Origin of the sequence: Pseudoalteromonas 'SMAR' (assembly GCF_048515945.1) — a bacterium.
Lineage (GTDB): Bacteria > Pseudomonadota > Gammaproteobacteria > Enterobacterales > Alteromonadaceae > Pseudoalteromonas.
In genome coordinates this window covers 1-22,911 of sequence record NZ_JBLWMW010000049.1, presented here as the reverse complement: position 1 = coordinate 22,911, position 22,911 = coordinate 1, and the positions used below count along the sequence as shown (strand labels likewise).

23 protein-coding genes are annotated in these 22,911 nt (G+C 46.6%); 13 read left to right on the top strand and 10 right to left on the bottom strand.

Annotated elements, in window-relative coordinates; translation table 11 throughout:
* Positions 1 to 52: 52 nt before the first annotated feature.
* On the top strand, positions 53 to 358 hold the full coding sequence (locus ACNKW2_RS16725) for an H-NS histone family protein (protein WP_336566984.1): 306 nt from the start codon (positions 53 to 55) through the stop codon (positions 356 to 358).
* Between the two features lie 164 nt (positions 359 to 522).
* The gene (radD, locus tag ACNKW2_RS16720; protein ID WP_419149576.1) at positions 523 to 2,265 is read left to right on the top strand and encodes a DNA repair helicase RadD; all 1,743 of its coding nucleotides are present in this window, start codon (positions 523 to 525) and stop codon (positions 2,263 to 2,265) included.
* 15 nt (positions 2,266 to 2,280) lie between these two features.
* On the opposite strand, the gene ACNKW2_RS16715 is transcribed toward radD, so the two are convergent.
* Complete coding sequence (locus ACNKW2_RS16715) at positions 2,281 to 2,607, bottom strand: ribonuclease E inhibitor RraB (RefSeq protein ID WP_419149575.1); 327 nt, start codon at positions 2,605 to 2,607, stop codon at positions 2,281 to 2,283.
* Between the two features lie 245 nt (positions 2,608 to 2,852).
* Between ACNKW2_RS16715 and ACNKW2_RS16710 the strand changes: the two genes are divergently transcribed.
* Genes ACNKW2_RS16710 through ACNKW2_RS16700 form a run of 3 tightly spaced genes read left to right on the top strand, consistent with a single transcriptional unit; the run spans position 2,853 to position 9,167 of the window.
* A complete protein-coding gene (locus tag ACNKW2_RS16710; RefSeq protein WP_419149574.1) occupies positions 2,853 to 4,583 on the top strand; it encodes an autotransporter assembly complex protein TamA in 1,731 nt (576 codons plus the stop codon).
* Positions 4,583 to 8,248: a translocation/assembly module TamB domain-containing protein gene (locus tag ACNKW2_RS16705; protein WP_419149573.1), complete on the top strand. Its 3,666-nt coding sequence runs from the start codon at positions 4,583 to 4,585 to the stop codon at positions 8,246 to 8,248. Before ACNKW2_RS16710 ends, ACNKW2_RS16705 begins: the two co-directional genes overlap by 1 nt.
* Before the next feature lie 52 nt (positions 8,249 to 8,300).
* Entirely contained in the window at positions 8,301 to 9,167 is an 867-nt protein-coding gene (locus ACNKW2_RS16700) for a peptidylprolyl isomerase (protein WP_419149572.1), read from the top strand.
* Positions 9,168 to 9,196: 29 nt separating this feature from the next.
* On the opposite strand, the gene queF is transcribed toward ACNKW2_RS16700, so the two are convergent.
* Positions 9,197 to 10,042, bottom strand: a complete 846-nt coding sequence (gene queF, locus ACNKW2_RS16695) for an NADPH-dependent 7-cyano-7-deazaguanine reductase QueF (RefSeq protein WP_419149571.1) — start codon at positions 10,040 to 10,042, stop codon at positions 9,197 to 9,199.
* A 73-nt stretch (positions 10,043 to 10,115) separates the two neighbouring features.
* On the opposite strand from queF, the gene syd reads away from it, so the two are divergent.
* Positions 10,116 to 10,667 (top strand): SecY-interacting protein, encoded by a 552-nt coding sequence (gene syd, locus ACNKW2_RS16690; RefSeq protein WP_419149570.1) that lies wholly within the window; start codon positions 10,116 to 10,118, stop codon positions 10,665 to 10,667.
* Positions 10,668 to 10,686: 19 nt separating this feature from the next.
* Here syd and ACNKW2_RS16685 read toward each other — a convergent pair whose 3' ends face one another.
* The 3 genes from ACNKW2_RS16685 to ACNKW2_RS16675 all read right to left on the bottom strand — a co-directional run bounded on the left by ACNKW2_RS16685 (position 10,687) and on the right by ACNKW2_RS16675 (position 12,020).
* Positions 10,687 to 11,460, bottom strand: coding sequence for a Zn-ribbon-containing protein (locus ACNKW2_RS16685; protein WP_336566976.1), 774 nt, complete (start codon positions 11,458 to 11,460; stop codon positions 10,687 to 10,689).
* Positions 11,460 to 11,720, bottom strand: a complete 261-nt coding sequence (locus ACNKW2_RS16680; RefSeq protein ID WP_336566975.1) for a hypothetical protein — start codon at positions 11,718 to 11,720, stop codon at positions 11,460 to 11,462. Before ACNKW2_RS16680 ends, ACNKW2_RS16685 begins: the two co-directional genes overlap by 1 nt.
* Positions 11,721 to 11,792: 72 nt before the next feature.
* Positions 11,793 to 12,020 (bottom strand): DUF2789 domain-containing protein, encoded by a 228-nt coding sequence (locus ACNKW2_RS16675; RefSeq protein ID WP_419149569.1) that lies wholly within the window; start codon positions 12,018 to 12,020, stop codon positions 11,793 to 11,795.
* Between the two features lie 198 nt (positions 12,021 to 12,218).
* Between ACNKW2_RS16675 and ACNKW2_RS16670 the strand changes: the two genes are divergently transcribed.
* Positions 12,219 to 12,851 (top strand): GNAT family N-acetyltransferase, encoded by a 633-nt coding sequence (locus ACNKW2_RS16670; RefSeq protein ID WP_419149568.1) that lies wholly within the window; start codon positions 12,219 to 12,221, stop codon positions 12,849 to 12,851.
* A 792-nt stretch (positions 12,852 to 13,643) separates the two neighbouring features.
* On the opposite strand, the gene ACNKW2_RS16665 is transcribed toward ACNKW2_RS16670, so the two are convergent.
* Together ACNKW2_RS16665 and ACNKW2_RS16660 are read right to left on the bottom strand one after the other, a co-directional pair.
* On the bottom strand, positions 13,644 to 13,949 hold the full coding sequence (locus tag ACNKW2_RS16665) for a DUF3301 domain-containing protein (protein ID WP_419149567.1): 306 nt from the start codon (positions 13,947 to 13,949) through the stop codon (positions 13,644 to 13,646).
* A complete protein-coding gene (locus ACNKW2_RS16660) occupies positions 13,950 to 14,978 on the bottom strand; it encodes a DUF3549 family protein (protein ID WP_419149566.1) in 1,029 nt (342 codons plus the stop codon).
* Positions 14,979 to 15,125: 147 nt separating this feature from the next.
* Between ACNKW2_RS16660 and ACNKW2_RS16655 the strand changes: the two genes are divergently transcribed.
* Genes ACNKW2_RS16655 through ACNKW2_RS16645 form a run of 3 tightly spaced genes read left to right on the top strand, consistent with a single transcriptional unit; the run spans position 15,126 to position 16,620 of the window.
* On the top strand, positions 15,126 to 15,440 hold the full coding sequence (locus ACNKW2_RS16655) for a YqcC family protein (protein ID WP_419149565.1): 315 nt from the start codon (positions 15,126 to 15,128) through the stop codon (positions 15,438 to 15,440).
* Positions 15,441 to 15,442: 2 nt separating this feature from the next.
* On the top strand, positions 15,443 to 16,177 hold the full coding sequence (gene truC, locus ACNKW2_RS16650; RefSeq protein WP_419149564.1) for a tRNA pseudouridine(65) synthase TruC: 735 nt from the start codon (positions 15,443 to 15,445) through the stop codon (positions 16,175 to 16,177).
* Entirely contained in the window at positions 16,177 to 16,620 is a 444-nt protein-coding gene (locus ACNKW2_RS16645; protein WP_419149563.1) for a flavodoxin, read from the top strand. The genes truC and ACNKW2_RS16645 overlap by 1 nt, the downstream gene beginning before the upstream one ends.
* 47 nt (positions 16,621 to 16,667) lie before the next feature.
* Here ACNKW2_RS16645 and ACNKW2_RS16640 read toward each other — a convergent pair whose 3' ends face one another.
* Together ACNKW2_RS16640 and gloB are read right to left on the bottom strand one after the other, a co-directional pair.
* Positions 16,668 to 18,242, bottom strand: coding sequence for a LysM peptidoglycan-binding domain-containing protein (locus tag ACNKW2_RS16640; RefSeq protein WP_419149562.1), 1,575 nt, complete (start codon positions 18,240 to 18,242; stop codon positions 16,668 to 16,670).
* A gap of 191 nt (positions 18,243 to 18,433) precedes the next feature.
* Entirely contained in the window at positions 18,434 to 19,201 is a 768-nt protein-coding gene (gene gloB, locus ACNKW2_RS16635; protein WP_419149582.1) for a hydroxyacylglutathione hydrolase, read from the bottom strand.
* A gap of 52 nt (positions 19,202 to 19,253) precedes the next feature.
* Between gloB and ACNKW2_RS16630 the strand changes: the two genes are divergently transcribed.
* A complete protein-coding gene (locus ACNKW2_RS16630) occupies positions 19,254 to 20,003 on the top strand; it encodes a class I SAM-dependent methyltransferase (RefSeq protein ID WP_336566962.1) in 750 nt (249 codons plus the stop codon).
* Between the two features lie 54 nt (positions 20,004 to 20,057).
* On the opposite strand, the gene rnhA is transcribed toward ACNKW2_RS16630, so the two are convergent.
* Positions 20,058 to 20,528, bottom strand: a complete 471-nt coding sequence (gene rnhA / locus ACNKW2_RS16625) for a ribonuclease HI (protein ID WP_419149561.1) — start codon at positions 20,526 to 20,528, stop codon at positions 20,058 to 20,060.
* Between the two features lie 69 nt (positions 20,529 to 20,597).
* Between rnhA and dnaQ the strand changes: the two genes are divergently transcribed.
* Both dnaQ and ACNKW2_RS16615 read left to right on the top strand, forming a co-directional pair.
* Positions 20,598 to 21,308, top strand: a complete 711-nt coding sequence (dnaQ, locus tag ACNKW2_RS16620; RefSeq protein ID WP_419149560.1) for a DNA polymerase III subunit epsilon — start codon at positions 20,598 to 20,600, stop codon at positions 21,306 to 21,308.
* Between the two features lie 58 nt (positions 21,309 to 21,366).
* Positions 21,367 to 22,749, top strand: a complete 1,383-nt coding sequence (locus ACNKW2_RS16615; RefSeq protein ID WP_419149559.1) for a TIGR03503 family protein — start codon at positions 21,367 to 21,369, stop codon at positions 22,747 to 22,749.
* Positions 22,750 to 22,911 lie beyond the last annotated feature (162 nt).

The following is a 22,911-nucleotide window of genomic DNA, read 5'->3' as shown; positions in this document are numbered from 1 at the left end:
TTAATATAATATTTCATATATTATTAAACCTAAGCAAAATGAGAGTGTGTCAATGCGCGAAATAAAGTCTTTTATCAAAAATGCCAGCTACAACGATTTAGAAAAAGCCGCAGAATTAATCGAAAAAGCACTTGAAGAGCAAAAGGAACAGCAACAAGCAAAACAAGAAGTGCTTGCAATGCTAAAAGAAAAAGGACTGACAGTTGAAGATTTAGTTGGCTCAACTGCCGCAGATCGCCGTACTAAAGTACAGCCTAAATACCGTATTGAAAAAGATGGCAAAGTGGTTGAATGGACTGGCCGTGGTAAAACCCCAAAAGCGTTCCAAGGTGTTAACCTAGAAGACTACCTTATCTAAACGTAATGTCCATTAAGAGCGAAGAGGCTTAAATTTAATTGAGAGTGTTATTATTAATACATTCTAGAATACCTCAAGATTTCCGCTATTTTAATATCGCTAAATGAGCCTGTTCACCAGGCTCATTTTATGCAGACTACTGTATACTCACCGCGTACACTGAGGTGCTTATTTACACCCTAAGACCTTATCAGCAAGATGCTGTAAAAAATACCATTTCTCATTTTCGTCAATCCAGCCTTCCAGCAGTTATTGTGCTGCCTACAGGAGCGGGGAAAAGCTTAGTGATTGCACAGCTGGCACGCTTGGCAAAACATAAAATATTAGTGCTGACTCACGTAAAAGAATTAGTAGAGCAAAATGCTGAGAAATACAGCAGTTATGGATTACAGGCTAGTATTTTCTCAGCTGGTTTAAAACAAAAAAGCTTACAGCACCAAGTTACGTTTGCCAGTGTACAATCGCTATCAAGAAATCTGCACGAATTAAATGAGTTCTACTCGCTGGTTATTATTGATGAGTGCCACCGTGTCAGTGGTGATGAAACTAGCCAATATCAACAAATATTACAGCAACTTAAGCAATATAATGCAGAATTAAAAGTATTGGGGCTCACGGCTACCCCATATCGTTTAGGGATGGGCTGGATTTATCATCAGCATTATCATGGTTTTATTAGAGGCGATAAATCGGCTCCTTTTGCTAAGTGCATTTACGAATTACCACTGCGTTATATGATTAAACATAACTATCTAACGCCACCAAATAAACTCGACCCGGCCGTAGAGAATTATGATTTTTCCTGCTTAACCAGCGACAGCTTCGGCCGCTTTAATGAAAAGGACGTCAATACATTATTAACTGAGCAAACGCGTGCCACCAAAAGTATTATTGAGCATGTATTATCACTGGGTGAACACCGCCAAGGAGTAATGATTTTTGCCGCTACGGTGATGCATGCCAAAGAGATTATAAGCTATTTACCAGAGTGCCAAGCGGCACTGATCACCGCAGACACTCACTCCCATGACCGAGATACCATCATTACCCGGTTTAAAGCGAAACAATTGAAATACTTGGTGAATGTCTCGGTACTGACCACCGGCTTTGATGCACCACACGTGGATGTCATTGCCATATTACGCCCCACAGAGTCAGTGAGCTTATATCAACAAATTGTCGGGCGGGGCCTGCGTTTGGACAAGGGTAAAAAAAATTGCTTAGTGATTGATTATGCTGGCAATGATTTTGACCTGTTTGCACCAGAAGTGGGCAGCAAAAAGCCCGATTCAGATAGCGAGCCAGTGCAGGTGCTTTGCCCAGGTTGTGGTTTTGCCAACATATTTTGGGGAAAAACCGATGAACAAGGTCAGCTAATAGAGCATTTTGGTCGCCGTTGCCAAGGCTTACTTGAAGATGACGATGGCCATAGCCAACAGTGTGATTATCGTTTTAAGTTTAAACAGTGCGATAGCTGTGGCGCGGAGAACGATATTGCTGCCAGACAGTGCCATGCCTGCAACGAATTGATGGCCGATCCAGATGACAAACTGCGCGCGGCGCTTAACTTAAAGCATGCCATGGTACTGCGCTGCAGTGGCTTAAGCGGAGAAACCCTAAGCAATAATAAGCTAAAGCTTACTTACTACGATGAAGATGGCGCCAGCTGCAGTGAGGTATACGATTTTAATAACCCCAAGAGCGTTTACCGGTTTAATCAACAGTTTGGTAAACGGCAAAAGTCCACTGTCGCTGATAAAAAGTGGCAGAGTGCGGCGGAGGTGAATGACAGTGAGTTAATTGCCCCCGATTTTGTGATTGCCAAACTGCATAAAAAGTTTGGTTGGCAAGTCTCAGATAAGTTGTTTGACTACCAAGGCGGGTATAGGAAAGCGGACAAAAGCTAGCTGTCCGCTTGAAGGTTATTCGGCCATTAGGCCCCAACCATCACCATAGCCTTCATGGCTATTGGCAATGCTTTCTATGTACTGCTCTGTTTGTCCCAATAGCTCGTGATGAGGTACCATAGCAACACTGGTCACCACTTCCCACACCCCGGTATCAGGGCATTGCTGTAGTTTGGTTTTAGGTGCCAATTCATCCTCAGCAATAGCAGTCATAAAGCGTTTAGCATCTTCCGACTTTTCAAATAAAATAAAAAAGTCGATGGTTTGCATTTGGCTCAGGTCTACGCCTGCCGCGGCGATTTCAGCAAGTAATTCGCCATTATCATCATTTGGGAATTGCATAGTTATACTCTAGGTGTTCACTTATGGCTATTGTCCGTCATCTGCATAGAAATAAAAAGTAGTGTGAGTAAATAAATGTTGCGCTGCCAGCGCTGAGCTTTCCATGCAGCTCAAATACACTTGGGGTTAAGGTTTGATTGGTTAATATTAATAACTTTACTAAAAGCTGTTTTACAGTTTTGTATTTACCAAGCACAATGTTGCTATCGCCATGTAAGTTTTTTAGTTTAGGTAAAAATGATTCAATGAAGCGGTTTTTATTGTTAGGTGTTACATTGCTGCTCGCTGTTGGCGCATGGCAGGCTGAAGCTGAGCCACAAACCACAGCCACTGGTATCGAGTCTATCGTTGTCAGTGTCGACAACGATGCGGCTAAAGACAACATCAGTGGCTTTTTGGCTTCTTTCAAAGGAAAAGCGTTCAATGCCCGAATTCTAAAAGAGATCCGAGTCGAAATAGGCCATGCATTAGAAGCGCTGGGGTATTACCACTATACCTTGGAAGTAAAGCAGCAAGATACTACCTTGGCAGTCAGCGCACAATTAGAGCCGCCGTTAACTTGGCAAGCCATTGACGTTAAACTGCTTGGTGCTGGGCAACAGCTAGCCCGCTTGCAGCAAGAGGTTGCTGATTTAGCCATTAAAGCAGGTCAACAGGTTAACCACAGTAAGTATCAGCAGAGCAAAAGCCAATTTGAAAGCGAACTGTTAGAGTTGGGCTTTTTTGATTTTCAATGGCAAGAAGCTAAATTGCTTATTCATAAAAAGAACCGTTTTGCTGCGGCGAAGCTTATCGTCGATACTGGGCCGCGCTATCAGTTTGGTGAGCTAGATATCACTGGCGACACCAAGGCAAAATCTTACATTGCCTCCCTAAGTCCATTTCAACCAGGAGAACCATTCAAGGCAAGCCTGCTGGCGGACTTTAATTTGGCGCTTAACGAAACGCCTTATTTTAGTGCCATCAAGGTTTACCCCTTATTAAAGCAGCGCCACGGTTCACAGATCCCAATCCGTGTCAGTGTCACCGATAAGCCCGCCAATAGCTTTGAAGTGGGGGGCGGTTACAGTGATGATGTTGGCGCTAAATTGCGCTTTAAATGGTTTAAGCCCTGGATCACCGAGGACGGTCATTCCTTTGAATCTAATTTGCGGATGTCGCAAAAGCAGCAGGATATTACTGCCAGCTACACCATCCCGGTTGATGACCCAAATAATGATGTCTGGCGAGTGCTAGGAGGATATCAATTACAAGATCAGGTCACCGAGGGCATTGATAGTAAAATCTGGAATATTCAGTTACAGCGACAGTGGCTTACCGCAGATGACTGGGTGAGAACGGCATTTATTAAACGCGAACATGAAACCACACAGCAGGGGGATGATAAACAGCGTACCGAAATGCTCATTCCGGGGATCAGCTATTTAAAAAAAGAAAGTAAAGGTGGTGCTTTACCTTATTGGGGTAACGAGCGTTTGCTATCTGTTGAAGTGGCGGGAGACGACTTTCTTTCTTCTGCCGATATGCTGAAAGTACGTTGGAACAATGCTTGGATCCGCGACCTTGATGAGCGTCACTTATTTATTGGTCGAGTGGATTTAGGTGCCATCGTCACCGAGGACATCGAAAAAATCCCTTTTAATCACCGCTTTCTTGCTGGGGGAGATCAAAGCATTCGGGGTTTTGCCTATGAATCAGTAGGCCCCCGTGATCAGGAAGGAAAAATCATTGGTGGTAAATACCTAGCCACCGCATCGGTAGAGTATAATTATCAATTCCACCCTAACTGGCGCGTGGCGCTGTTTAGCGACGTGGGTACCGCCACCAACGACTTCTCAGATGATTGGGAAGTAGGAGCTGGGTTTGGTTTTCGCTATTTGACTCCAGTGGGTCCCATTCGCCTCGACCACGCTTGGGGCCTGACCAAAGAAAGTAAAAGCACCCGTCTGAGTATTGTTATAGGACCTGAGATTTGATGTCGTTGAAAAGCCTTTCCTTTAAGCTTGCCAGTGTGTTGGCAGGGCTATTTTTGTTGTTGGTTTGTCTGTTTTTCACCTTACCCGGGCAACAGGCTCTGGTATGGCTGGCCAACCAAACAGTCAGTGGGTTACAGGTTGAGCAAATTGAGCAGCGAATTCTATCCGGTGGTAGTGTTAACCTGCGCTTTGAAAATGCCAATACCAGACTGCGGGTAGATGATACCCATATACGCCTTTCGCTGTTTAGCTGTGCAACTGTGTGTTTGGATATAAGGGCCGAGAACATTGCAGTAAAGCAAAAGAGCGCCACTGAATCTGAATCGCAACACACTGAAAATAAAACCATTCGTCTACCTGTGAGTGTGGCGATTGAGCGCTTAGCCGTCGCGAAGCTGCGCTTCGAAAATCCGGCCATGACAATGACCGTCAGCGATGTCGCAGGTCAAGGGCAAATGGTTGCTGATAAACTGTCGCTGCCTTGGCTTTCCATTGCCAAGTTTGAGCTGCTAACTCATCAGCAAGACGCGCCACCATCGCGCAGCAGCGCAGCGCCAATTCAGTCATTGCCACCGCTGCAACTGCCCCAAGTAACTTTGCCTATTGAGGCTAACATTGGTGAGTTAACGCTGGCAGAGCTGCTCATTGATAAGCAGCGCTTGCAGCAGCTACAGCTTAAGCAACTGGAGGTCGGACAAACCTTACGCATTGAAGAAGCCAGAGTGAATTATTTGCAGTGGTATTTAAGTTCCAGCCTAACCGTTGAACTGCAGAGTTGGGCTGTTCGTAGCCACACCCTAGTTAGCCACCCGAAGGGCTTAGCCAGGGTAGAGTTACAAGGCCATTTAGGCCAGCAGCTGCAATTGACTCTGAATACTCAAGGAGTAGCCACTGCGCACCTACAAGGCTCTGTGAATACGGCGCAAGAAAACTGGCCTTTCACCTTGGCAGCGCAGTTAGACACGCTAGTAACCAATAATACCGAATTTGGCCAACTATCTCAGGCGGAAATTAACCTTTCAGGTGATGCCGATGACTATCAATTAACAGCCAATATTAACGCTTCGGCAAAAGGGCTTGGCGAATTCAATGCTAACTTGCAAGGCCGTGGTAATTTACATCAGTTTGAGCTCACTGAATTGCAGCTCCTAGCTGGGCAATCACAGCTGAGCGCAAATGGCCAACTTAAATGGTTAAATGGCATTGCTGCAGAGCTCAATGCCAGCGCGTCATCGCTTCCTATCGATAACCTACTCGGGCTGGTGCAATACCAGATGGCAATGGCACCGGACGATGTCTTAAATGGCCAGCTGAATGTCGCCTTTGAATCCGCTGAAGACAACTGGGCGCTGGATATTAAGCAGCTCAACTTGAACGGTAAAGTGGCCGGTGAGCCGCTTCAGGTAGAGGCCGACCTTAACCTTGATAAGCACCTACAAGGAGATTTACAGCGTGGTGTAATTCAATACGGCAATAGCAAAATCACCCTCAGTGGTGAGCTTGGTCGTCAGCTTGATTTAGCACTGCTGGTTGAACTCGACCACAGCGCCAATGCGCTGCTGCCTGTTGCAATCAAAGGCCAAGGTGAAGTTTATATCGATGGACAATCAAGCTTGCCAACTCTGTCAGGGAATGTCGATTTAGCTAGGCTGAATTACCAAGATATTTCTCTTACAGATACCCGCTTACGTGGTCAGTGGAACCGCGATCAGGCCGCTCAGGGACAGCTGCAGCTGGCAGTGGCACAACTCAGCGCGGCGGGATATGAACTCGAAAATTTGGGTATTCAAGTTAAGGGCGGTCAGCAACAGCATCAGGCCACCATCACCGTTCGTGACCCCAACGTGGTGGCTACTATAAAGGCACAAGGCAGTGCGTCTCCACAGGGTTGGCAGGGGCAGCTAGCCAGTGCTGAAATGACCGCAAAAGGGCAAACCATAGCGTTGCAAGCGCCGAGCAAAATAAGTTACCTCAGCGGGCAGTTGGCGCTGGGGCAGCAGTGTTGGCAATTGGCCGATGCCAATCTTTGCTACAGCGCCCAGCAACAAGGAGAAAGTGGTCAAGCGCAGCTAGCACTTAAGGCGCTGGAGTTGACCCAGATCCAACCTTGGCTTGCAACAAACATGCAATTGCAAGGCTTGGCACAGGCTCGTGCTGAGTTGCAATGGCAAGGTGGCCAATTGCAAGCAGTTGATGGCAAGGTTACGGTCAACGAAGCCAGCTTAACCAGCCAAGGCCAACGTTTTGCCATTTCACAATTTAATGCCGATGTGCAGACCAATAAGCAGCAGTTGAATACCACATGGCAAATGGACTCAAACACTCTGGGGCAGTTTACCGGCACCATGACCATGCCGTTGGCACAATCCGATCCTGCTTTGGCTGGTAAGGTTACTATTGCCGCCATCAAGCTACCCCGCTTAAGCGGTCTTATCAGCCGGGTAAGCGGTCAAGATATTAACCTCGAAGGGGAGATCACCGGTGCAGTAGAATTGGCTGGACGCTTATCCGCACCACAAATGTCAGGACAAGTGGAGCTACAGCAATTGGCTATGCGCTCCAACTCTTTACCAGTTGAAATAGACAGTGGCGCGATACAAATGTCTTTCAATACCACCACCGCGCAGCTACAAGGGCAACTCGCTACCACTCGCGGTGGGGGAGTCCAGTTGGATGGCCAGTTTGATTGGTCTCGGGCGCTCGCTGCGACACTGAAGGTGGATGGTGACAATATCTATATCCAACAAGACTCTCGCATTGAAATGATGGTGTCTCCTAAGTTGTCATTATCATACCGCGACAACATCGCACGAGTGACTGGCTCCGTGGATGTGCCATTTGGTCGTGTCAATATTGAGTCATTACCTGCCGGTGTGACGACTAAAACCAGTGATGAAATCATCATTGATAGCAAAGCCAAAGCGCCTATGTCTGTCCCTGTGCAGCACGCCATTGATTTGCAGGTGAGTGTGGCAGATGACTTTAGAGTGAAAGCGCTGGGGTTAGATAGCTTTGTCACCGGCAGTATTGAGCTACAAAAGCAACTGACGTCACCATTACTGGCAACTGGGGAGTTGCAGTTACGAGAAGGGAAGTACCGAGCTTTTGGCCAAGACTTACAAATTAAAACAGGGCAAATCGGCTTCAATGGTGCCTTAGATAAGCCCTACCTTAATATTCGCGCCATTCGTAACCCGGCCACCACGGCCAATGATGTTATTGCTGGGGTCGATTTAACCGGCAGTGCGGCCAAGCCGCGACTAACGGTGTTTTCTGAGCCTGCCATGGATCAAGCTAAAGCTTTGTCTTACTTGTTAAATGGCGAGCCATTAGGGGAATCTGAAACCTCTAACAATGCCTTACTGACGCAGTTTTTACTGTCGCAAGGGATCGACCGCAGTGAAGGGTTTTTGACTCAGGCCGGTGAATCTTTAGGGTTGCGAGATGTTAATTTAAGTGCCAAAGGCAGTGGCGACGATACCCAAGTGGAAGTGTCGGGCTACATCACCCCCAATGTCCAAGTGAGTTATCGCGTCGGTGTGTTTGATTCAATGAACGAAATTGCGCTGCGCTATCGGGTTTTTTCAAAGTTTTATATTGAAGCAACCAGCGGTTTATACGACAGTATTGATTTACTGTACAAATTTGATTGGGATGATGAGTAAGCCTCGGCGCTGAAACGAGGTGCTCCTGCTAAATAAATAAGGAAAAATAATAATGAAAAACGCACTGTTATTGACCATGTTGGGGGCGGCCCTAGCCGGGAATGCGCTGGCACAAGAGCAATCAAACCGTTCACCCAGTGAAATTGTGGCTGCTGCCAGTGACGCAGATTGGCAGCGTTTAGACCCTGAGAATATCTTACAGATTAGCCTAGCAACGGGCCCGGTTTACATCGCGCTAAACCCTCAGCTTGCTCCCAACCACGTAAAAAACATCAAAGCCTTAGCTCGGGAGAACTTTTACACTGGTTTATCCATGTATCGCTTTGTGGAGAATTTTGTTGCCCAAGGCGGAGACATGGAGGGGAAAAAAGCCCCTAAGCAAGGCAAAAAAGCCATTACCCAAGAGTTTGTTTATCACTCTGAGTCGCCGCTGACGATTACTTCCATCAATGCAGTCGACGGTTATGCCGCCAACAGTGGTTTTTTAAATGGCTTTGCTGTGGCACAAAATGAACAGGGAACACAGACGTGGATGACGCACTGTACTGGAGCATTTGCTATGGCTCGCGGTAACGATGTCGACAGTGGCGGTACCGAGTTTTATGTTACTTTAACACCACAGCGCTACTTGGATAAAAATACCACGGTGTTTGGGCAACTTATCGCAGGCATGGAACACATTCAAAAGCTGGACAGAGCACCGACAGCCGACAAGCCTTTTAACCTGATTAAACAGGTCTCGGTGCTGGCAGATTTGGAAAAAAGACCACAATTTAAACGCTTAAAAACCGATACGGCGCTTTTTACTGAGCTTATCGCAGCGCGTAAGCACCGTGTAGGCGAGTGGTTTGTCAGCAGGCCAAATCACACCGATGTTTGCTCGGTTACCGTTCCCGTTGAGAAAACTCCCGCGCAGTAACGCTAGGCAAGGGCCTGGCGAGTTGAAGCTTATTGACGGTTAATGCGTACCTTATAAGGCGTTTGGTTGTGTTCGCTCGAGCGGAAAGGGTTAATGTCTAAGCCGCCACGGCGGGTGTAACGAGCATACACACTGAGCTTATGCGGTTTTAGCGCACGCCACAGTTCACAGTAAATGCGCTCAACGCATTGTTCATGAAACTCGTTATGGTCACGAAAAGAGATTAAATATTTTAACAGTGCTTCGCGGTCAATTTGTGGTCCATGATAATGGATCACAATACTGGCCCAGTCCGGTTGCGAGGTGATCAAGCAATTCGACTTTAATAAGTGACTGTGCAGTGTTTCTTCAACCACCTTATCACTGGCAGTTTGCAGTAACGCGCTATTAGGCGTATAGCTGTCAACGCTAATATCGAGATCATCAATGCACGTCCCCGGCAGTGCAGTGAAAGGGATGCAGTCGTACTCCTCTGGCCCATATAAGGTCACAGACACCTCACAGTTGGCAGCTTCAGACAGATCAGCCTTGAGGGTTTGTTGTACTGCCGCCATAGACTCAAAGCGACTTTGATTAAAGCTATTCAAGTATAACTTAAATGACTTAGATTCGATGATGTGTGAGCTCTGACAGGGGAAAACGAAACTGGCAACGGCCACTTGTGGCTTGCCTTTGGGGTTCAGCCAAGAAAGCTCATACCCTGTCCACGTATCCTCGCCCTTAAACGGCAAGTTGGTTTCGTCAACGGCAATCTGATCGCGGTTGAGTTTGCGCGCAATCGGATGCAGTAAGCTTGGCGTATAGCTGCTAGCATAGTCAGTGGTTTTACCCAGTACCGATGACTGGAGCTCGGGAGCATTGCTGTAGTCTGTCATGTTAATTCAAATCTCGTTACAATGGCGCCATTATAGCGAATATTCGTTGTCGACAAAATAAGAGAGCGCATTTATGACTTTGCAGCCCGATATGATGGCGTTACATCAGGCCCATAGCCATTATCAGCAACAACATACCCAATCACTACCCACAGTGGAACATGATCCAGCATGGCCGAGCCCTTGTGAAGTAGGCGAACCGTCGAAACTTAATGAAATTAAATGGCAAGCCCACGCAAGACACCCTGAGGGGTCATTAGCGGCGTTAGCAACGGCGCTTGAGTGCCGCTTTCCCGAAGGCCTTGAGAGCTTTTACGGCGCTTTTTTTGCCGGCAACATTACGGCCTTTATTGAAGGCAAACAGATTGAGCTACTGCAAGCGTGGAATGAAGAAGACTTTGACCGGTTACAACAAAATATCACCGGCCATATTTTAATGAAACGGCGACTGAAGCAGCCAGAGACGGTTTTTATCGGGCTCACAGAAGCCGAGGATCTGCTGCTTTCCGTTGATGTTGCCAGTGGACAAGTGGGACTAGAGTTTGTGGGTAAGCCACAGCACCACCGTTTGGCAGACTCCATGGCTGACTTTGTTACTATTCTTATCGATAATTACCCAAGCTAACTGACCAACAAAGCATGCGTTATTGGAAGTCCCAAGAAATATTGGAGACCAATTCGCACGTGTCACAACGAAAATCAAACAGGCCAAACCAAGGGGCATCGAGCAGCCAGTCACCCTGACAACTGGGACATTTGCGCTGCTGCTCTGTGGCTTGGCTCTCACCACCGACGCGATACAAATAATAGTACACCGGCTTTTTGGTTAGGTAGCGCAGGCGTTTGCTTAAATCCATGCCGCGGCGGAACAAGTCACTCTCGGGGCTGGAGATCTCCTCAAGTGCGGCAAACTCACAGCGGGTAGCGCCGTTAATTTGGATTTGGTCGCAGGCTTGCCAGTCTTCTTGCCACTTGATCAGCGCTTTGTAATCGCCGTTAGCAATGGCTGGTACCTTATACAAAGGCACAGGTAAAAAGTCGTCGCCACAGTACAGCGGGCTGCAGGTATGAACATAGGTGGTATAAAGAATATAACTGGACGGCGAGTCGCAAGCATCGGCACTGTTAGCATGAATGTCTTGGCCAATCACTTTCACTTTAGGTGCCAGCAGCCCTGACTGTTGTAATTGCTCAACAGCAAATTTAACAAATGGGCTGTGGTTGAGCGGATGTAAGGAGTCTTCTTCTGGACACATCACACGGGTGACAAAAAAACCATCTTTTAACACCGTGGGAAATTCATCGCCAATAATCTGGCCATTAAAGCGCAAGGCGTTGACTACTCGGTTGATGGCTTGCTCAGCAGCATCAAGGGTGGTTTCGGTATAACAATCAAAGGTTAAATCAACGACAAACATTACGACTTTTCCAACAGCGCAAGTAATCTATCAAGCTTGGCTTCAATGCGATCCAGCTGGGTTTGTGTGGCTACTTGGTGCTCAGCAGGCTCTTCGTGCAACTGCTCGACACAACTGGGGTCTTGCTTATAAGCTGCGATTGCCGCAATGATCTCTGGCATTGCCACCGGTTGTGACAATTTACTTTTGGTGAGCGCAACAGTTGGAGTTTTACCACTTTGAACAAGTTTTTTAATGGCGCTGGCGACAACGGGATGCATAACAGCTCCTAAACAGGCATTAATCATGGCTGCGGATGATACCACCAAGTGTGTTTAGGAGCTATATAGACGCTATCTTAACATGGCGTCTAGTTCATCAATCATTTCGCTCCAGTCCGCGTCTTGCGCTAACGACTCCTCAATAAAGTGGCGCTGTCCTTCATTCCAAAAAGGCGCTTGGCTTAACAGCATGCCCTCGGGTAAATGATGCTCTTTAACAAACCGTGAGATTGCCTCGGGTGAGTTATCTAGACCTAGCTGTGAGAATAACGTGCTCATCGTGTGGCGACTAGTATCCATTTTGTATCCCCTCTATTTGCTTGAATTTTACTCACTTACTATAGTAAAGGTGGTTGCAAAAACTTTGGCAAGTGATTGTGGTGAAAAAGCGTTCACAATCACTGATACATCGTCAGCTTAACAACGATGAACTGAACTGGCGATGATCCGTGGCCGCAATGGTCTTAGCATCGACCCAATAACAATAAGGAACTTTCCATGTCAGAGCAGACTCCCACGGCTAATTTAGTGGTGGAATATTTACACCCAGAAGACATCAATATTGCCGCAAGCGTGTTATACAAAGCTTACCACGATGATCCCTTGTTAAAACAAGTGTTAGAGGCAAAACACGAGCTCGATTTTGAAAAAAAGCTCAGAGCACTTATCCGCGAAGAACTTTCTTCTTTTAGTCAAACTGGTCAGCCCATGGTGGGATTGTACGAGGATAAACGGCTGTTGGCCGTAGCTTGTGTCATTGCCGATGGCGAGCAACTAGAGGCATCCAGACAATGGCATTGGCGCCTGCGGTTGATGCTAAGTGCAGGGTACTTACAAACTCAACAACTCATAGAAAAAGAAAAAGCCATTCGCTCAGCGCTGCAAGAGTATGAACCCTATCACTTTTTATCGCTTATTGCGGTTGACCCTCAGTGTCAAGGGCAGGGTCATGGGCATTACTTATTGCAAGCCTTAGACGACCTATTAGCACAAAGTGACAAAAGCAAAGGCATGGCTGTGTTTATTACTCAAAAAGGGCAAGAGCAATTTTTTGCTACTCATCACTACCAACCACTGCAAACGCTAGCCTTTAGCGCTGTTGAAGGCATGTTGCTATTTAAAGACAAATAGCAACTATGGAAATAATGCCGTAAGAAATATCTCACATGGATGTGCGTGAAGGCGTTTTGTTTGACCGAGTTTGTAGTTGCCATTGGTACTTATCTATTGTTTTTTAAGAACATTCTGTTTTTTACCTTTTTATTGCTAATAATTAATTGTGATCCGCATCCTGCCAAATTCAGGTAACTTGCGTAGACTTCATAGTGTAGGGAAACACAAGAGCAGAAGCTCAAGCGTCAAAGGATATGGAATTTGACAGCAAAACAAGGCCGTTATCGACAAGGCAAGGACGAACCGGAACTCGAGGAGAGGAGTGTGAGGCGGAGCTTCACTAAGGACAGGGACATCACAGGAGGTGATTAGGAGCGCAGGACGCGAAGAGGAGCATGGACGTGTTGAAAGGGAAGAGCAAGGCTCAGGAAGAGGGAGCGCGGTACGGAACGCTGCGAAGTGGATAAGTTACAGGACGTAACCTTAATAGGGAGCGCAAATGGATAGGCGAAGAGGAAGCCAAGGCGGCTAGGAGCGCATGAAGCGAAGTGGATGCCATTGAAGGCAAATAGGGATAGGCACTGGATGTGCTAGAGGACTTATTCATGGATGAGTTAACGGGTAAGTCGGAGTATATACCCGTTCAGGGGAAGAAGAATGGCGGATTGCATACGGGCGATAGCGCGTTGTTGAGGGATTGGATACCTCTTGGGATAATCGTCAGAATTGAGGCGCAGCATCAAGGCTAGCGCCTTAGTTTTTTACCTACCTAGATATTTTTATTTAACCGTAATCACAAAGCCGCTGCGGCTATCCCCCTAAACGATAGGCTGGCAAGTCTTTGTTGACTAATCGCTCGTTTTCTAGATACAACTTACCTTGGTAGGCTGACTCGCCATCAGAGCTAAACTCAAAGATAAACTGACTTTTTATTCCCAGCTGGCCGTTACGCAACACGCCAAACCTGCGCTTAACGCAGGCAACACTTAATAGCTGTACTTCAAGAGTCTGTGCCTGATGTTGAGCGTGCCGATTCGCTGCCTCAGCAACTTTTCGGCTATACCAAAACAGGGCAATAGCCGCAAATACCAGAATAAAAAGCCATAACGTTGTCATTTAAGAGAATAACCTTCCAATTGCGCGTGATAATACTTCACTACGATTTTCAGCCCGAATAATACCTAGTAGATGAGGGCGCAACATTGGGATTGCAACAAGGTCGGCAAAAACGCTATTAAACAATCCCTCCAGTTGTTGGTTTTCAGCTACCTTTTCCATGTAAGTCATCAGTCGTTGTGGCTCCGTTAATGTTTCCCACGCGCGGCCAGCGATGGTTAGCAAGCAATCAACATCGCCTGCCAGTGGCGACACTAGAATATCATCAACCGCTTGCGCTATTAATCCCAGAGCGTGACTGCCCGACATGGCTCTTAAATTACTAATGGCCACAGAGCTATTTGCTTGCTTACAAGCTGACTGTAACTGTGCCAAAAAGTCTTCAGTTTGTGCTGTGCTGACGGCGACATGCTCAAGCATCGCCGCTAAAGGCGTTTGCACCTGCTGTGGTAACTTGGGCCATGCAGAGCGCAAATACTGGCTATTGTTGCCATGGTCCAAGCGTAATGCAAAATCGGCGATGCCTTGCAAGGCGATATCTTGCCACTGCTCAAAACCCAGCTTACCAGAAAAGTAAAGTTCGGCGTGTTCGTAGTATTGCGAAGCGGGACGGTTTAATTCGCGCTTCATAAGGGCGTTAAATGCTGCAAGCTTATTGGCATTGGGCTTGAACACATACGGGTTGTTGTCGAGCTTACCTTGTGCTGCCTCCCCGGTAAGCTCGTTCCCCAGCGCCTCTAATACCATGGAAGCAAAATGATCACGGCTGGCAATGACCAGTTTGCTTTGCTCATCAAGAGGAAACTTTAAAAACCAAACATACGGGTCTAACGTTGCCTGATTATCCCAAAATTGAATCGCCAGAATGGCATGACCACTCAATGGATACGGGTAGGGGGCTTGAGTCTGCTCTATTTGCGCAAATTGCTGTTTATCTATTTTATTTATGCGACGGCCCATGTCGTAAACACGCCACTGCGTTCCGGCGTTAGTTAATAATTCACCTAAAGTGGAAATTTGCGCTGTCATAGCATCTCTATCATTAATTAATTCGTTCGTTGGCGCAATTATAGCGAGTTTTGTGGGGGCTGATAAGCCTAACAGCTTTTCTGGCAGCGTACTTCTGTTGTATCTTAAAGCCAGATATAATAAAGAAAAACCTTAAGGGTCAGCCCTATGAATGTAGAAATAGCTACCCAGCTAGACGAGCTTGAAGCATGCTTAAAAGCCGCAGGGCTTTGGCAGTCTGAGCCATTGCCAGCAACGGCATACGCCTCTACAGAACCGTTTTGTTGCGACACCATGGCATTTGAGCAATGGCTACAGTTTGTTTTTCTCCCTAAAGTGCGTGACATGTTAGCGGCAGATGCGCCCTTACCAAGCAACATGGCGATAGCCCCCATGGCTGAAATCACGTTGAGTGAACACCTTTATTTTAATGCCGTACACCAATGTTTAAAGCAGCTAGATAAGTCATTTGCTAAAGGCTAAGCATGTTAGAAATTGTATATCAGGATAGCGATTATGTGGCCATTAACAAGCCATCTGGGTTATTAGTTCACCGTTCATTTTTAGATAAGCGTGAAACCCAGTTTGCGATGCAAATGCTACGCGATCAGCTCGGTCAGCATGTTTTTCCTGTCCATCGCCTAGATAGACCAACCTCAGGTGTGCTGCTCTTTGCCCTAAGCTCAGAGGCCGCGCGAGCAATGAATGAAGTATTCATTGCGGGTGCAATTAAAAAGCGCTACCTGGCGATGGTACGTGGCTTTGCCCCAGCGTCTACCTGGGTTGATAAACCATTAAAAGAAGAGCTGGATAAAATTGCCGATAAGTTCGCGGATCAAGATAAAGCACCGCAGCAAGCGCAAACGCAGGTCAATTGTTTACATCAGGCAAGTCTCCCTATTGCTTTTGGTAAGTACCCCAGTATTCGCTACTCCTTAGTGGAGTGTTTCCCTAAAACGGGGCGCAAACATCAAATTAGACGCCATTTAAACCACCTTTCACACCCCATTATTGGTGATGTGAATCATGGCGATAATAAACATAATCACTTTTTTATTGAGCATTTTGGCCTGCGGCGGCTGATGTTGTTTGCAACGCAACTGGAATTTGTTCACCCTTACAGCAAGCAAACCATTTCCATTTCCGCTGATTTGGGCGAAGCGGCATTGGCTGTTTTAGCCGAATTGGGCTGGCCTAATAACGAGAAGGACTATAAGTAATGGCGACGATATCTATTTTTGTCGGAAGTATGTACGGCAATGCTGAAAACTTGGCGCAAGACTGTATTGCATTTTTAAATCAAGCAGGGCATCAAGCCAATGTCATTGAACCGCCAACTATTGAGGCGTTGAAGCAAGCCGATAACATTCTTTTTATCTCTTCAACCACTGGCTCTGGCGATATCCCAGATAACTTACTGCCGCTCTTTTTACAGATGCAAAGCGAATTTCCCATGCTCACCGATAAGCAGGTGGCGGTGATTGCTCTGGGTGACAGCAGTTATGGCGATACATATTGTGGCGCGGGTAAGCAAATTGATGAGCTGATCGGTGAACTAAATGCCACTCGAGTGCAGCCGCGGTTAGACATTGACGCCTGTGAGCATTTTGAGCCGTGGGAGCCAACCAAGCCTTGGCTCGAGGAGTACGCAAAAAGCGTATAGCTTGATGGCTCGGAGTAAGGCGCTAAGCCTTACTCCGAGCGTTCGTATTAGACTCGCTTAGTTTGCACTTTTAGCTTGAGTTTTTGACCTGGGTGGAGGTATTTTTGCCCGGCAAGATCATTCCATTTAATAATGTCATTAACACTCACGCCAAACTGAGTGGCGATACGGGCCAGTGAATCGCCTTTACGTACTTTGTAGGTAATGGTGCGCTCTTGATTAGACAACACGGTGCGCTTTTTGGCGTTATTATTTTTATACACAGTGAGCTTTTGTCCAAGGCGCAATACCGTGTTGGTTTTGAGCTTATTCCAGCGGGCTAGCTGTTTTACCGTAACATCGTATTCGCGACTAATATCCCAAAGGGTATCGCCAGACTTAACAGTGTGGCTCAGTTTTTTCTTCGAGACCTTGTTGGCGGCAACTCGTACTTCGTCAGGTAAGTGCTCACTTTGCAGCTCACCCTCGCTTAGCGGGACTAATAGCTTTTGACCTACGCGGATCATATTGCCGTTAATGTCATTTAATGAGCGAATTGCGCTGATACTGGTATTAAATTTAGACGCTACCACAGATAAGCTGTCGCCGCGTTTAACGCTATAATATTGCCAGCGCAATCGGTCTTTTACTGCGGTTTTTGCCAACTGCTGTTTAAAGTTTTCCACCTTATCTATTGGCAGCAGTAGTTGATGCGGACCATCAGGATCGGTGGCCCAGCGGTTAAAACCGGGATTAAGGCGATACAATTCAGTTAATGAAATGTCTGCCATTTCGGCGGCTAATGCCAAATCGATTTGTGAGCCAACATCTACCAGATCAACCACCTGAGCATTAATGATTGGTTGCCAGGTCACCTTAAACTCTTCTGAGCGCTTTAATAGATCAGAAAGCGCCAACAGCTTGGGCACGTAGGCGGTGGTTTCACGAGGTAAGTCCAAAGACCAAAAATCGGTTGGCAGGTGCTTTTTACGGTTTTTGCGGATCGCGCGAAGTAGTCGGCCTTCCCCTGAGTTGTAGGCGGCAATGGCGTTTAACCAATCACCTTCCAAAGTTTTGTGTAAATAGGTTAAGTAGTCCAAAGCCGCTTGCGTAGAGGCGACAATATCGCGACGACCATCGTACCACCAGTTTTGCTTAAGGTTGAAGCGCTCACCGGTTTGCGGCATAAACTGCCAAATCCCTGAGGCTGAACGATGAGAATAGCCAAACGGATCAAAGGCACTTTCCACGATAGGCAGCAAGGCAATCTCAACCGGCATATTGCGTTTTTCAACTTCTTCAACGATGTAGTGAAGGTAGGGCTCTGCGCGCTTGGCAATGCGGTCTAAGTAGGCTTGGTGACGCTGATAATAATTGCGCTCAGCCACCACCGGACGATTCTGAGGCACCTCAATCGAAAGCTGATAACGGATCCGCTGCCAAACATCATCAAATACAGGAACCACTTCTGGTTGTTCATCTTGCCACGAAGAGCTTAATGATTGTGCAACATCATAGGGGCTGGCGTGGTTTAAATCGGCTTTTTCAACTTGTTTGGTGGCTGTCTCTAAAGCCGTTTCAGCGGTCATTTGACAACCGCTTAATACTGCAGATGTAGCAACAATAAAGGCAAGCTTTTTCATAAATGGTTCATTCGCTAGAGGTTCGGACAAAAACCCGGCAATGTTACCGACTTTGTGTCATTATTTAAAGTTTCTTAGCAAAATTATTAAGGTTGTGCTGTAAGCCACAGCACAACAATCACGTAGGTAAAGCTGTACGCTAAACTGGTTGAACTTAAGCGCTTTTGTAACAACCAGTATGGCTGGTTAGACTAAAAATTATCTTTCCAACGGCGCAAGGCTGCAAATCGCGCTTCAGGGGAATTGCGCTGGTTAATAAATTGCTCTGGCACCTGTAGCAAAATGTCGTCGCGGTCGGCACGAGCAAATGGGTTAATGGCTTTTTGCATGCCAATGGTGGTGGGAACCGTTGCTTGTTGTTGCGCTCTTAGGGCTTGAGCTTGTTGCTGATAGTCTTGCAGTGCACGGTTGTCGGGCTCAACGGCCTGAGCAAACTCAAGATTCGCCAGTGTGTATTCATGGGTGCAATACACGACGCAATCTTCTGGTAAAGCAAGTAACTTGGTAAATGAATGCCACATTTGCGTTGCTGTGCCTTCAAATAAACGACCACAGCCAGCATTAAACAAGGTATCTCCAGTAAAAGCGATACCCTCGTTAACATAGCAAATATGATCCAGTGTATGGCCAGGAGTGGCGACGACATTAAGTGTCACCCCTGCAACCGTGATGCTATCTCCCTCTCTGAGGCCATGGGTAATACCTTGAAACTTTCCCTGACTGGGACCATAAATCGTAAGCTCTGGAAAGGCTTGTTGTAGCGCTGCGATACCATCTGTGTGATCCCAATGATGGTGGGTGACCAAAATTCCAGCTAGGCTGAGTTGCTGTTGTTGTAAATACGCCAACACCGGCTGTTCATCACCTGGGTCAACGACCCAACAACAACCGTTGTCGGTATCTTTAATAGCCCAAATATAATTGTCGGTAAAAGCGTTAATTGCGTCGACTTGCACCATACTGCAATGCTCTATAAAGTGATCCATAACACCAGTATAACGAGCTCAGCAAATGAAACCAGCGTTAACTTTTCTACAAGGCCCTAAGCCAGACGTATGGCAGGATTTCCCCCATGGTGAGTACTTGAAGGTGGGGATCCAAAAGCGCTTAGATGCATGGCTGCCGAGAATGTTTGGTTATCATATGCTCAAACTCGGCTGCTTGAGTGGCCAACTCGATACCTCGGCAAGCCCAATTAAGCACCAAGTATGTGTTGCACCAGAAGGTAAGCACGTTGGCGTCTTTGCTGAGGTGGATGAATTGCCTTTTTATGAAAACTCGGTAGATGCCTGTATTTTAAGTCAATGCTTAGAATACCACTCAGACCCTCACCATATTCTGCGCGAAGCACACCGGACATTAATTCCAGGTGGTTACATTGTGATCTCTGGTTTTAACCCATTCAGCCTATGTGGTGCGGCGCAAATGCTGCCTTTTAGTCGCGAGAAGCTGCCTTGGTCAGGACGTTTCTTTACTCCTTCTCGAGTGAAAGATTGGCTTGATTTGCTTGGCTTTGAAATTGTCGGTGATGAGCGATTTATTCATGCTTCGCTAGCCCGAGGCTCAAGGCTTTCACGTTTTGCTCCGTGGCGGCGCTTTTGTCGCCATTACTTAAAGCCAATGGGGAGTGTGTATTTGTTAGTGGCAAGAAAACGAGTGATGCCATTGACGCCGATAAAACCCAAATGGCATGCCAAGCCAAAATGGGCTCCAGCGGTGAAAAGCGCAGGTCTGCGACAAACCTGCCAAGATAAAGAGTAGAGTTAAAGAGTGGGGAAGGGCCTGAAAGCCAGTGTTCGACTAGTGGCCTATTACTCAGGCGTTGGCTTGGTAGCCTTCATCCACTAACAGTCCGCTGCCCGACGCCGCTTCACGGGCTAAATCATCAACCAGTTCGTTGTATTTGTTGCCTGCGTGACCTTTCACCCAGCGCCAGTCGATATTGTGTCGTGCCGCTGCCGCGTCCAAGCGTTGCCATAGGTCTTTATTTTTTACCGGTTGTTTTGACGCCGTTTTCCAATTGCGCTTTTTCCAACCAGCGAGCCAAGATTCAATGCCTTGTTTGACGTATTGGCTATCAGTATAGAGAATAATATCGCAGGGGCGTTTAAGCGTTTCGAGCGCAACGATGGTGGCGAGCATCTCCATGCGATTATTGGTAGTGAGTTGATAACCTGCACTAAGTTGCTTTTCATGGCCTTGATAGGAAAGGTAAATCCCATAGCCACCTGGGCCTGGGTTACCCAGACAAGAGCCATCAGTATAAATCTCTACGGTTTTTTGCACGAATTGACCTATTTTTATGTAAAATGTGCAGATTAGGTAAAATGATAACAAAGTTAAGCGGGCAACGATATGCACACACGGCAAATAGTACTGGATACAGAAACCACGGGTATTGATCCAAAAGCGGGCCATCGCATCATTGAAATTGGTTGTGTTGAATTGGTTAATCGCCGGCTAACCGGAAATAACTTTCACGTCTACATTAATCCTGAGCGCGATATTGAAGAAGAAGCCATCGATGTTCACGGTATTACCAACGAGTTTTTACGCAATAAACCGTTTTTCCACCAAATTGCACAAGAGTTTTTTGATTACATAAAAGGAGCACAGTTGGTGATCCACAACGCGCCGTTCGATGTTGGCTTTATGGATCATGAATTTGCCAAGCTTAATAAAGGCTACCCAGACACGCATCAATATTGCGATGTGCTCGATACGTTAAAAATGGCGCGAGACCTTCACCCAGGACAAAAAAATAACTTGGATGCCTTATGTCGCCGCTATGATATCGATAACTCTAAACGTACGTTACATGGCGCTTTGCTGGATTCGGAAATCTTAGCCGATGTCTACTTGGCCATGACTGGCGGACAAAAGAAGCTCAATCTTGCCAATCAAAGCAATCAGGATCAGCAAAATTCTGCTGGTGGCATTATTCGCCTAGACGCCAATCGAGCGCCCCTTAAAGTTTTGGCGGCAACGGCCGATGAAGAACAAGCACACCTTGAGCGAATGGAGTTAGTTGATAAAGCCAGCGGTCAAAGCTTGTGGCACCAATAAATAAAAATGACTAAGCGCCTCTAAGACGCTAGGCGCAGCGAATGACTAGGATAATTGCATGAATCTAAAACAGCTTGTCTGGGGCTTTTTGTTATTGTTTAGCATCTTAGGTCATGCTGAAACACCGCAAATCACTATGCTTGAACGCGACGGTGAAGTGAATGAAATTCCGCTGTTGGACAACCGTTTTCGCATCGATCACAATGTCGAAGAGATTACCCTGTTATTCTTTCGCGCCCCAGGCTCTCCTGCCGTTGTTTTAGTGAAGCCCGATGGCAGTAAATTCTATGCCACTCACGCACTGAAAAATGAAAACTTACAATGGTACGATGAAGTCAGTTACGACCTCATTATCATCAAAAATCCCACCCCAGGCCCTTGGCAGGTGATCGGTAAAATCCAAGAGAATAGCCGCATCATGGTACTGGGCGATATCGAACTGGAAGTTGAAGCATTACCGCCATTACTGTTTCGTGGTGAGATCCTGAAAATTACCGGGCAAGTAACCAATGACGGCAAAGCCATTGACGTGGGTTATTTTCGTGACGTGGTGACCTTGTGTGTTGAATTTACCAGCACCAACAACGATGAGTACGCCAACTTTGGTGCCGGTACACAAAGTGTCACTGATTTTAAAGACGATGGTCGTGACTTTGATGAGCGCCCCCTCGACGGCATTTTTACCGGCGAGTTTAAATTGAACTTTCCAGCCGGGGAGTGGCAGCCTGAATTTTTTATTGAAACTCCGATTTTAAAGCGTCGGGTGGTCAAGCCAGCCATTATTATTGCTGAGCCGCCCTTTGACTTTGAACTAATGTTAGCCGGTGAAAATGAGCTTGAGCATGGCCTTACCATCAAGATTGATGACTCAGTGGTGAAGCCTGGAACCATTATATTTCAAGGTAAAGTGTTTTATCCCAATGGCGAAGAGCAAATGTTTACGCTTGACGCAACTGAGCGCCTGTATCGCCAGTTGGCAATAAAAAACTATGACTGGGGACGCTACACCGTTGAGCTATCAGTATTTGGCGAAAACATTAATGGCCGCGAATTTATGGCGGTTTTACCCGATTACAAATTTGAGATTGAGCGACCCATTGAAAAGGTGCCTGAGCTTGCTGCTATTGAGCGCCCTGAGCAAGGGGCATTAAAGCCTAAGCTAGAGCCCGAACCGGCATTAAGCACAGCAATGTTAATTACTATCATCGTGCTTGGCAACGTGGTGGTGATGTTGTTAGGTTGGCTGGCTATCCGCGTTTTTGTACAGAAAAAACCAATCAAATTATCGTTACCAACGCTTAAGTTAAAAAACCCATTCAAGAAGAAAGAAGAAGTCATAGATCTGGATGAGTTAGGTGGCTCTGAAAATAACTCGGAAGATAATGGCTCAAAAAATGATAAATCAGGTGATATTTTGAACCTTTCAATGAAAGATGACTAAAAAACACGGTTTTTTTTCAAAAAACGGTTGACTCAAGAGGGGGTCATTCGTATTATTCACGCCGCTGTCAGGGAGCACAACCTACAGCAAACACTGCAAAAAATACGCTGCGGAGTGGTAGTTCAGTTGGTTAGAATACCGGCCTGTCACGCCGGGGGTCGC

Bases quoted from the DNA above. Each gene is read 5' to 3' on its own strand.
- ACNKW2_RS16725 (WP_336566984.1), top strand. From the start codon at position 53: ATGCGCGAAATAAAGTCTTTTATCAAAAATGCCAGCTACAACGATTTA.
- ACNKW2_RS16715 (WP_419149575.1), bottom strand. From the start codon at position 2,607: ATGCAATTCCCAAATGATGATAATGGCGAATTACTTGCTGAAATCGCC.
- ACNKW2_RS16710 (WP_419149574.1), top strand. From the start codon at position 2,853: ATGAAGCGGTTTTTATTGTTAGGTGTTACATTGCTGCTCGCTGTTGGC.
- ACNKW2_RS16705 (WP_419149573.1), top strand. From the start codon at position 4,583: ATGTCGTTGAAAAGCCTTTCCTTTAAGCTTGCCAGTGTGTTGGCAGGG.
- ACNKW2_RS16700 (WP_419149572.1), top strand. From the start codon at position 8,301: ATGAAAAACGCACTGTTATTGACCATGTTGGGGGCGGCCCTAGCCGGG.
- queF (WP_419149571.1), bottom strand. From the start codon at position 10,042: ATGACAGACTACAGCAATGCTCCCGAGCTCCAGTCATCGGTACTGGGT.
- syd (WP_419149570.1), top strand. From the start codon at position 10,116: ATGACTTTGCAGCCCGATATGATGGCGTTACATCAGGCCCATAGCCAT.
- ACNKW2_RS16685 (WP_336566976.1), bottom strand. From the start codon at position 11,460: ATGTTTGTCGTTGATTTAACCTTTGATTGTTATACCGAAACCACCCTT.
- ACNKW2_RS16680 (WP_336566975.1), bottom strand. From the start codon at position 11,720: ATGCATCCCGTTGTCGCCAGCGCCATTAAAAAACTTGTTCAAAGTGGT.
- ACNKW2_RS16675 (WP_419149569.1), bottom strand. From the start codon at position 12,020: ATGGATACTAGTCGCCACACGATGAGCACGTTATTCTCACAGCTAGGT.
- ACNKW2_RS16670 (WP_419149568.1), top strand. From the start codon at position 12,219: ATGTCAGAGCAGACTCCCACGGCTAATTTAGTGGTGGAATATTTACAC.
- ACNKW2_RS16665 (WP_419149567.1), bottom strand. From the start codon at position 13,949: ATGACAACGTTATGGCTTTTTATTCTGGTATTTGCGGCTATTGCCCTG.
- ACNKW2_RS16660 (WP_419149566.1), bottom strand. From the start codon at position 14,978: ATGACAGCGCAAATTTCCACTTTAGGTGAATTATTAACTAACGCCGGA.
- ACNKW2_RS16655 (WP_419149565.1), top strand. From the start codon at position 15,126: ATGAATGTAGAAATAGCTACCCAGCTAGACGAGCTTGAAGCATGCTTA.
- truC (WP_419149564.1), top strand. From the start codon at position 15,443: ATGTTAGAAATTGTATATCAGGATAGCGATTATGTGGCCATTAACAAG.
- ACNKW2_RS16645 (WP_419149563.1), top strand. From the start codon at position 16,177: ATGGCGACGATATCTATTTTTGTCGGAAGTATGTACGGCAATGCTGAA.
- ACNKW2_RS16640 (WP_419149562.1), bottom strand. From the start codon at position 18,242: ATGAAAAAGCTTGCCTTTATTGTTGCTACATCTGCAGTATTAAGCGGT.
- gloB (WP_419149582.1), bottom strand. From the start codon at position 19,201: ATGGTGCAAGTCGACGCAATTAACGCTTTTACCGACAATTATATTTGG.
- ACNKW2_RS16630 (WP_336566962.1), top strand. From the start codon at position 19,254: ATGAAACCAGCGTTAACTTTTCTACAAGGCCCTAAGCCAGACGTATGG.
- dnaQ (WP_419149560.1), top strand. From the start codon at position 20,598: ATGCACACACGGCAAATAGTACTGGATACAGAAACCACGGGTATTGAT.
- ACNKW2_RS16615 (WP_419149559.1), top strand. From the start codon at position 21,367: ATGAATCTAAAACAGCTTGTCTGGGGCTTTTTGTTATTGTTTAGCATC.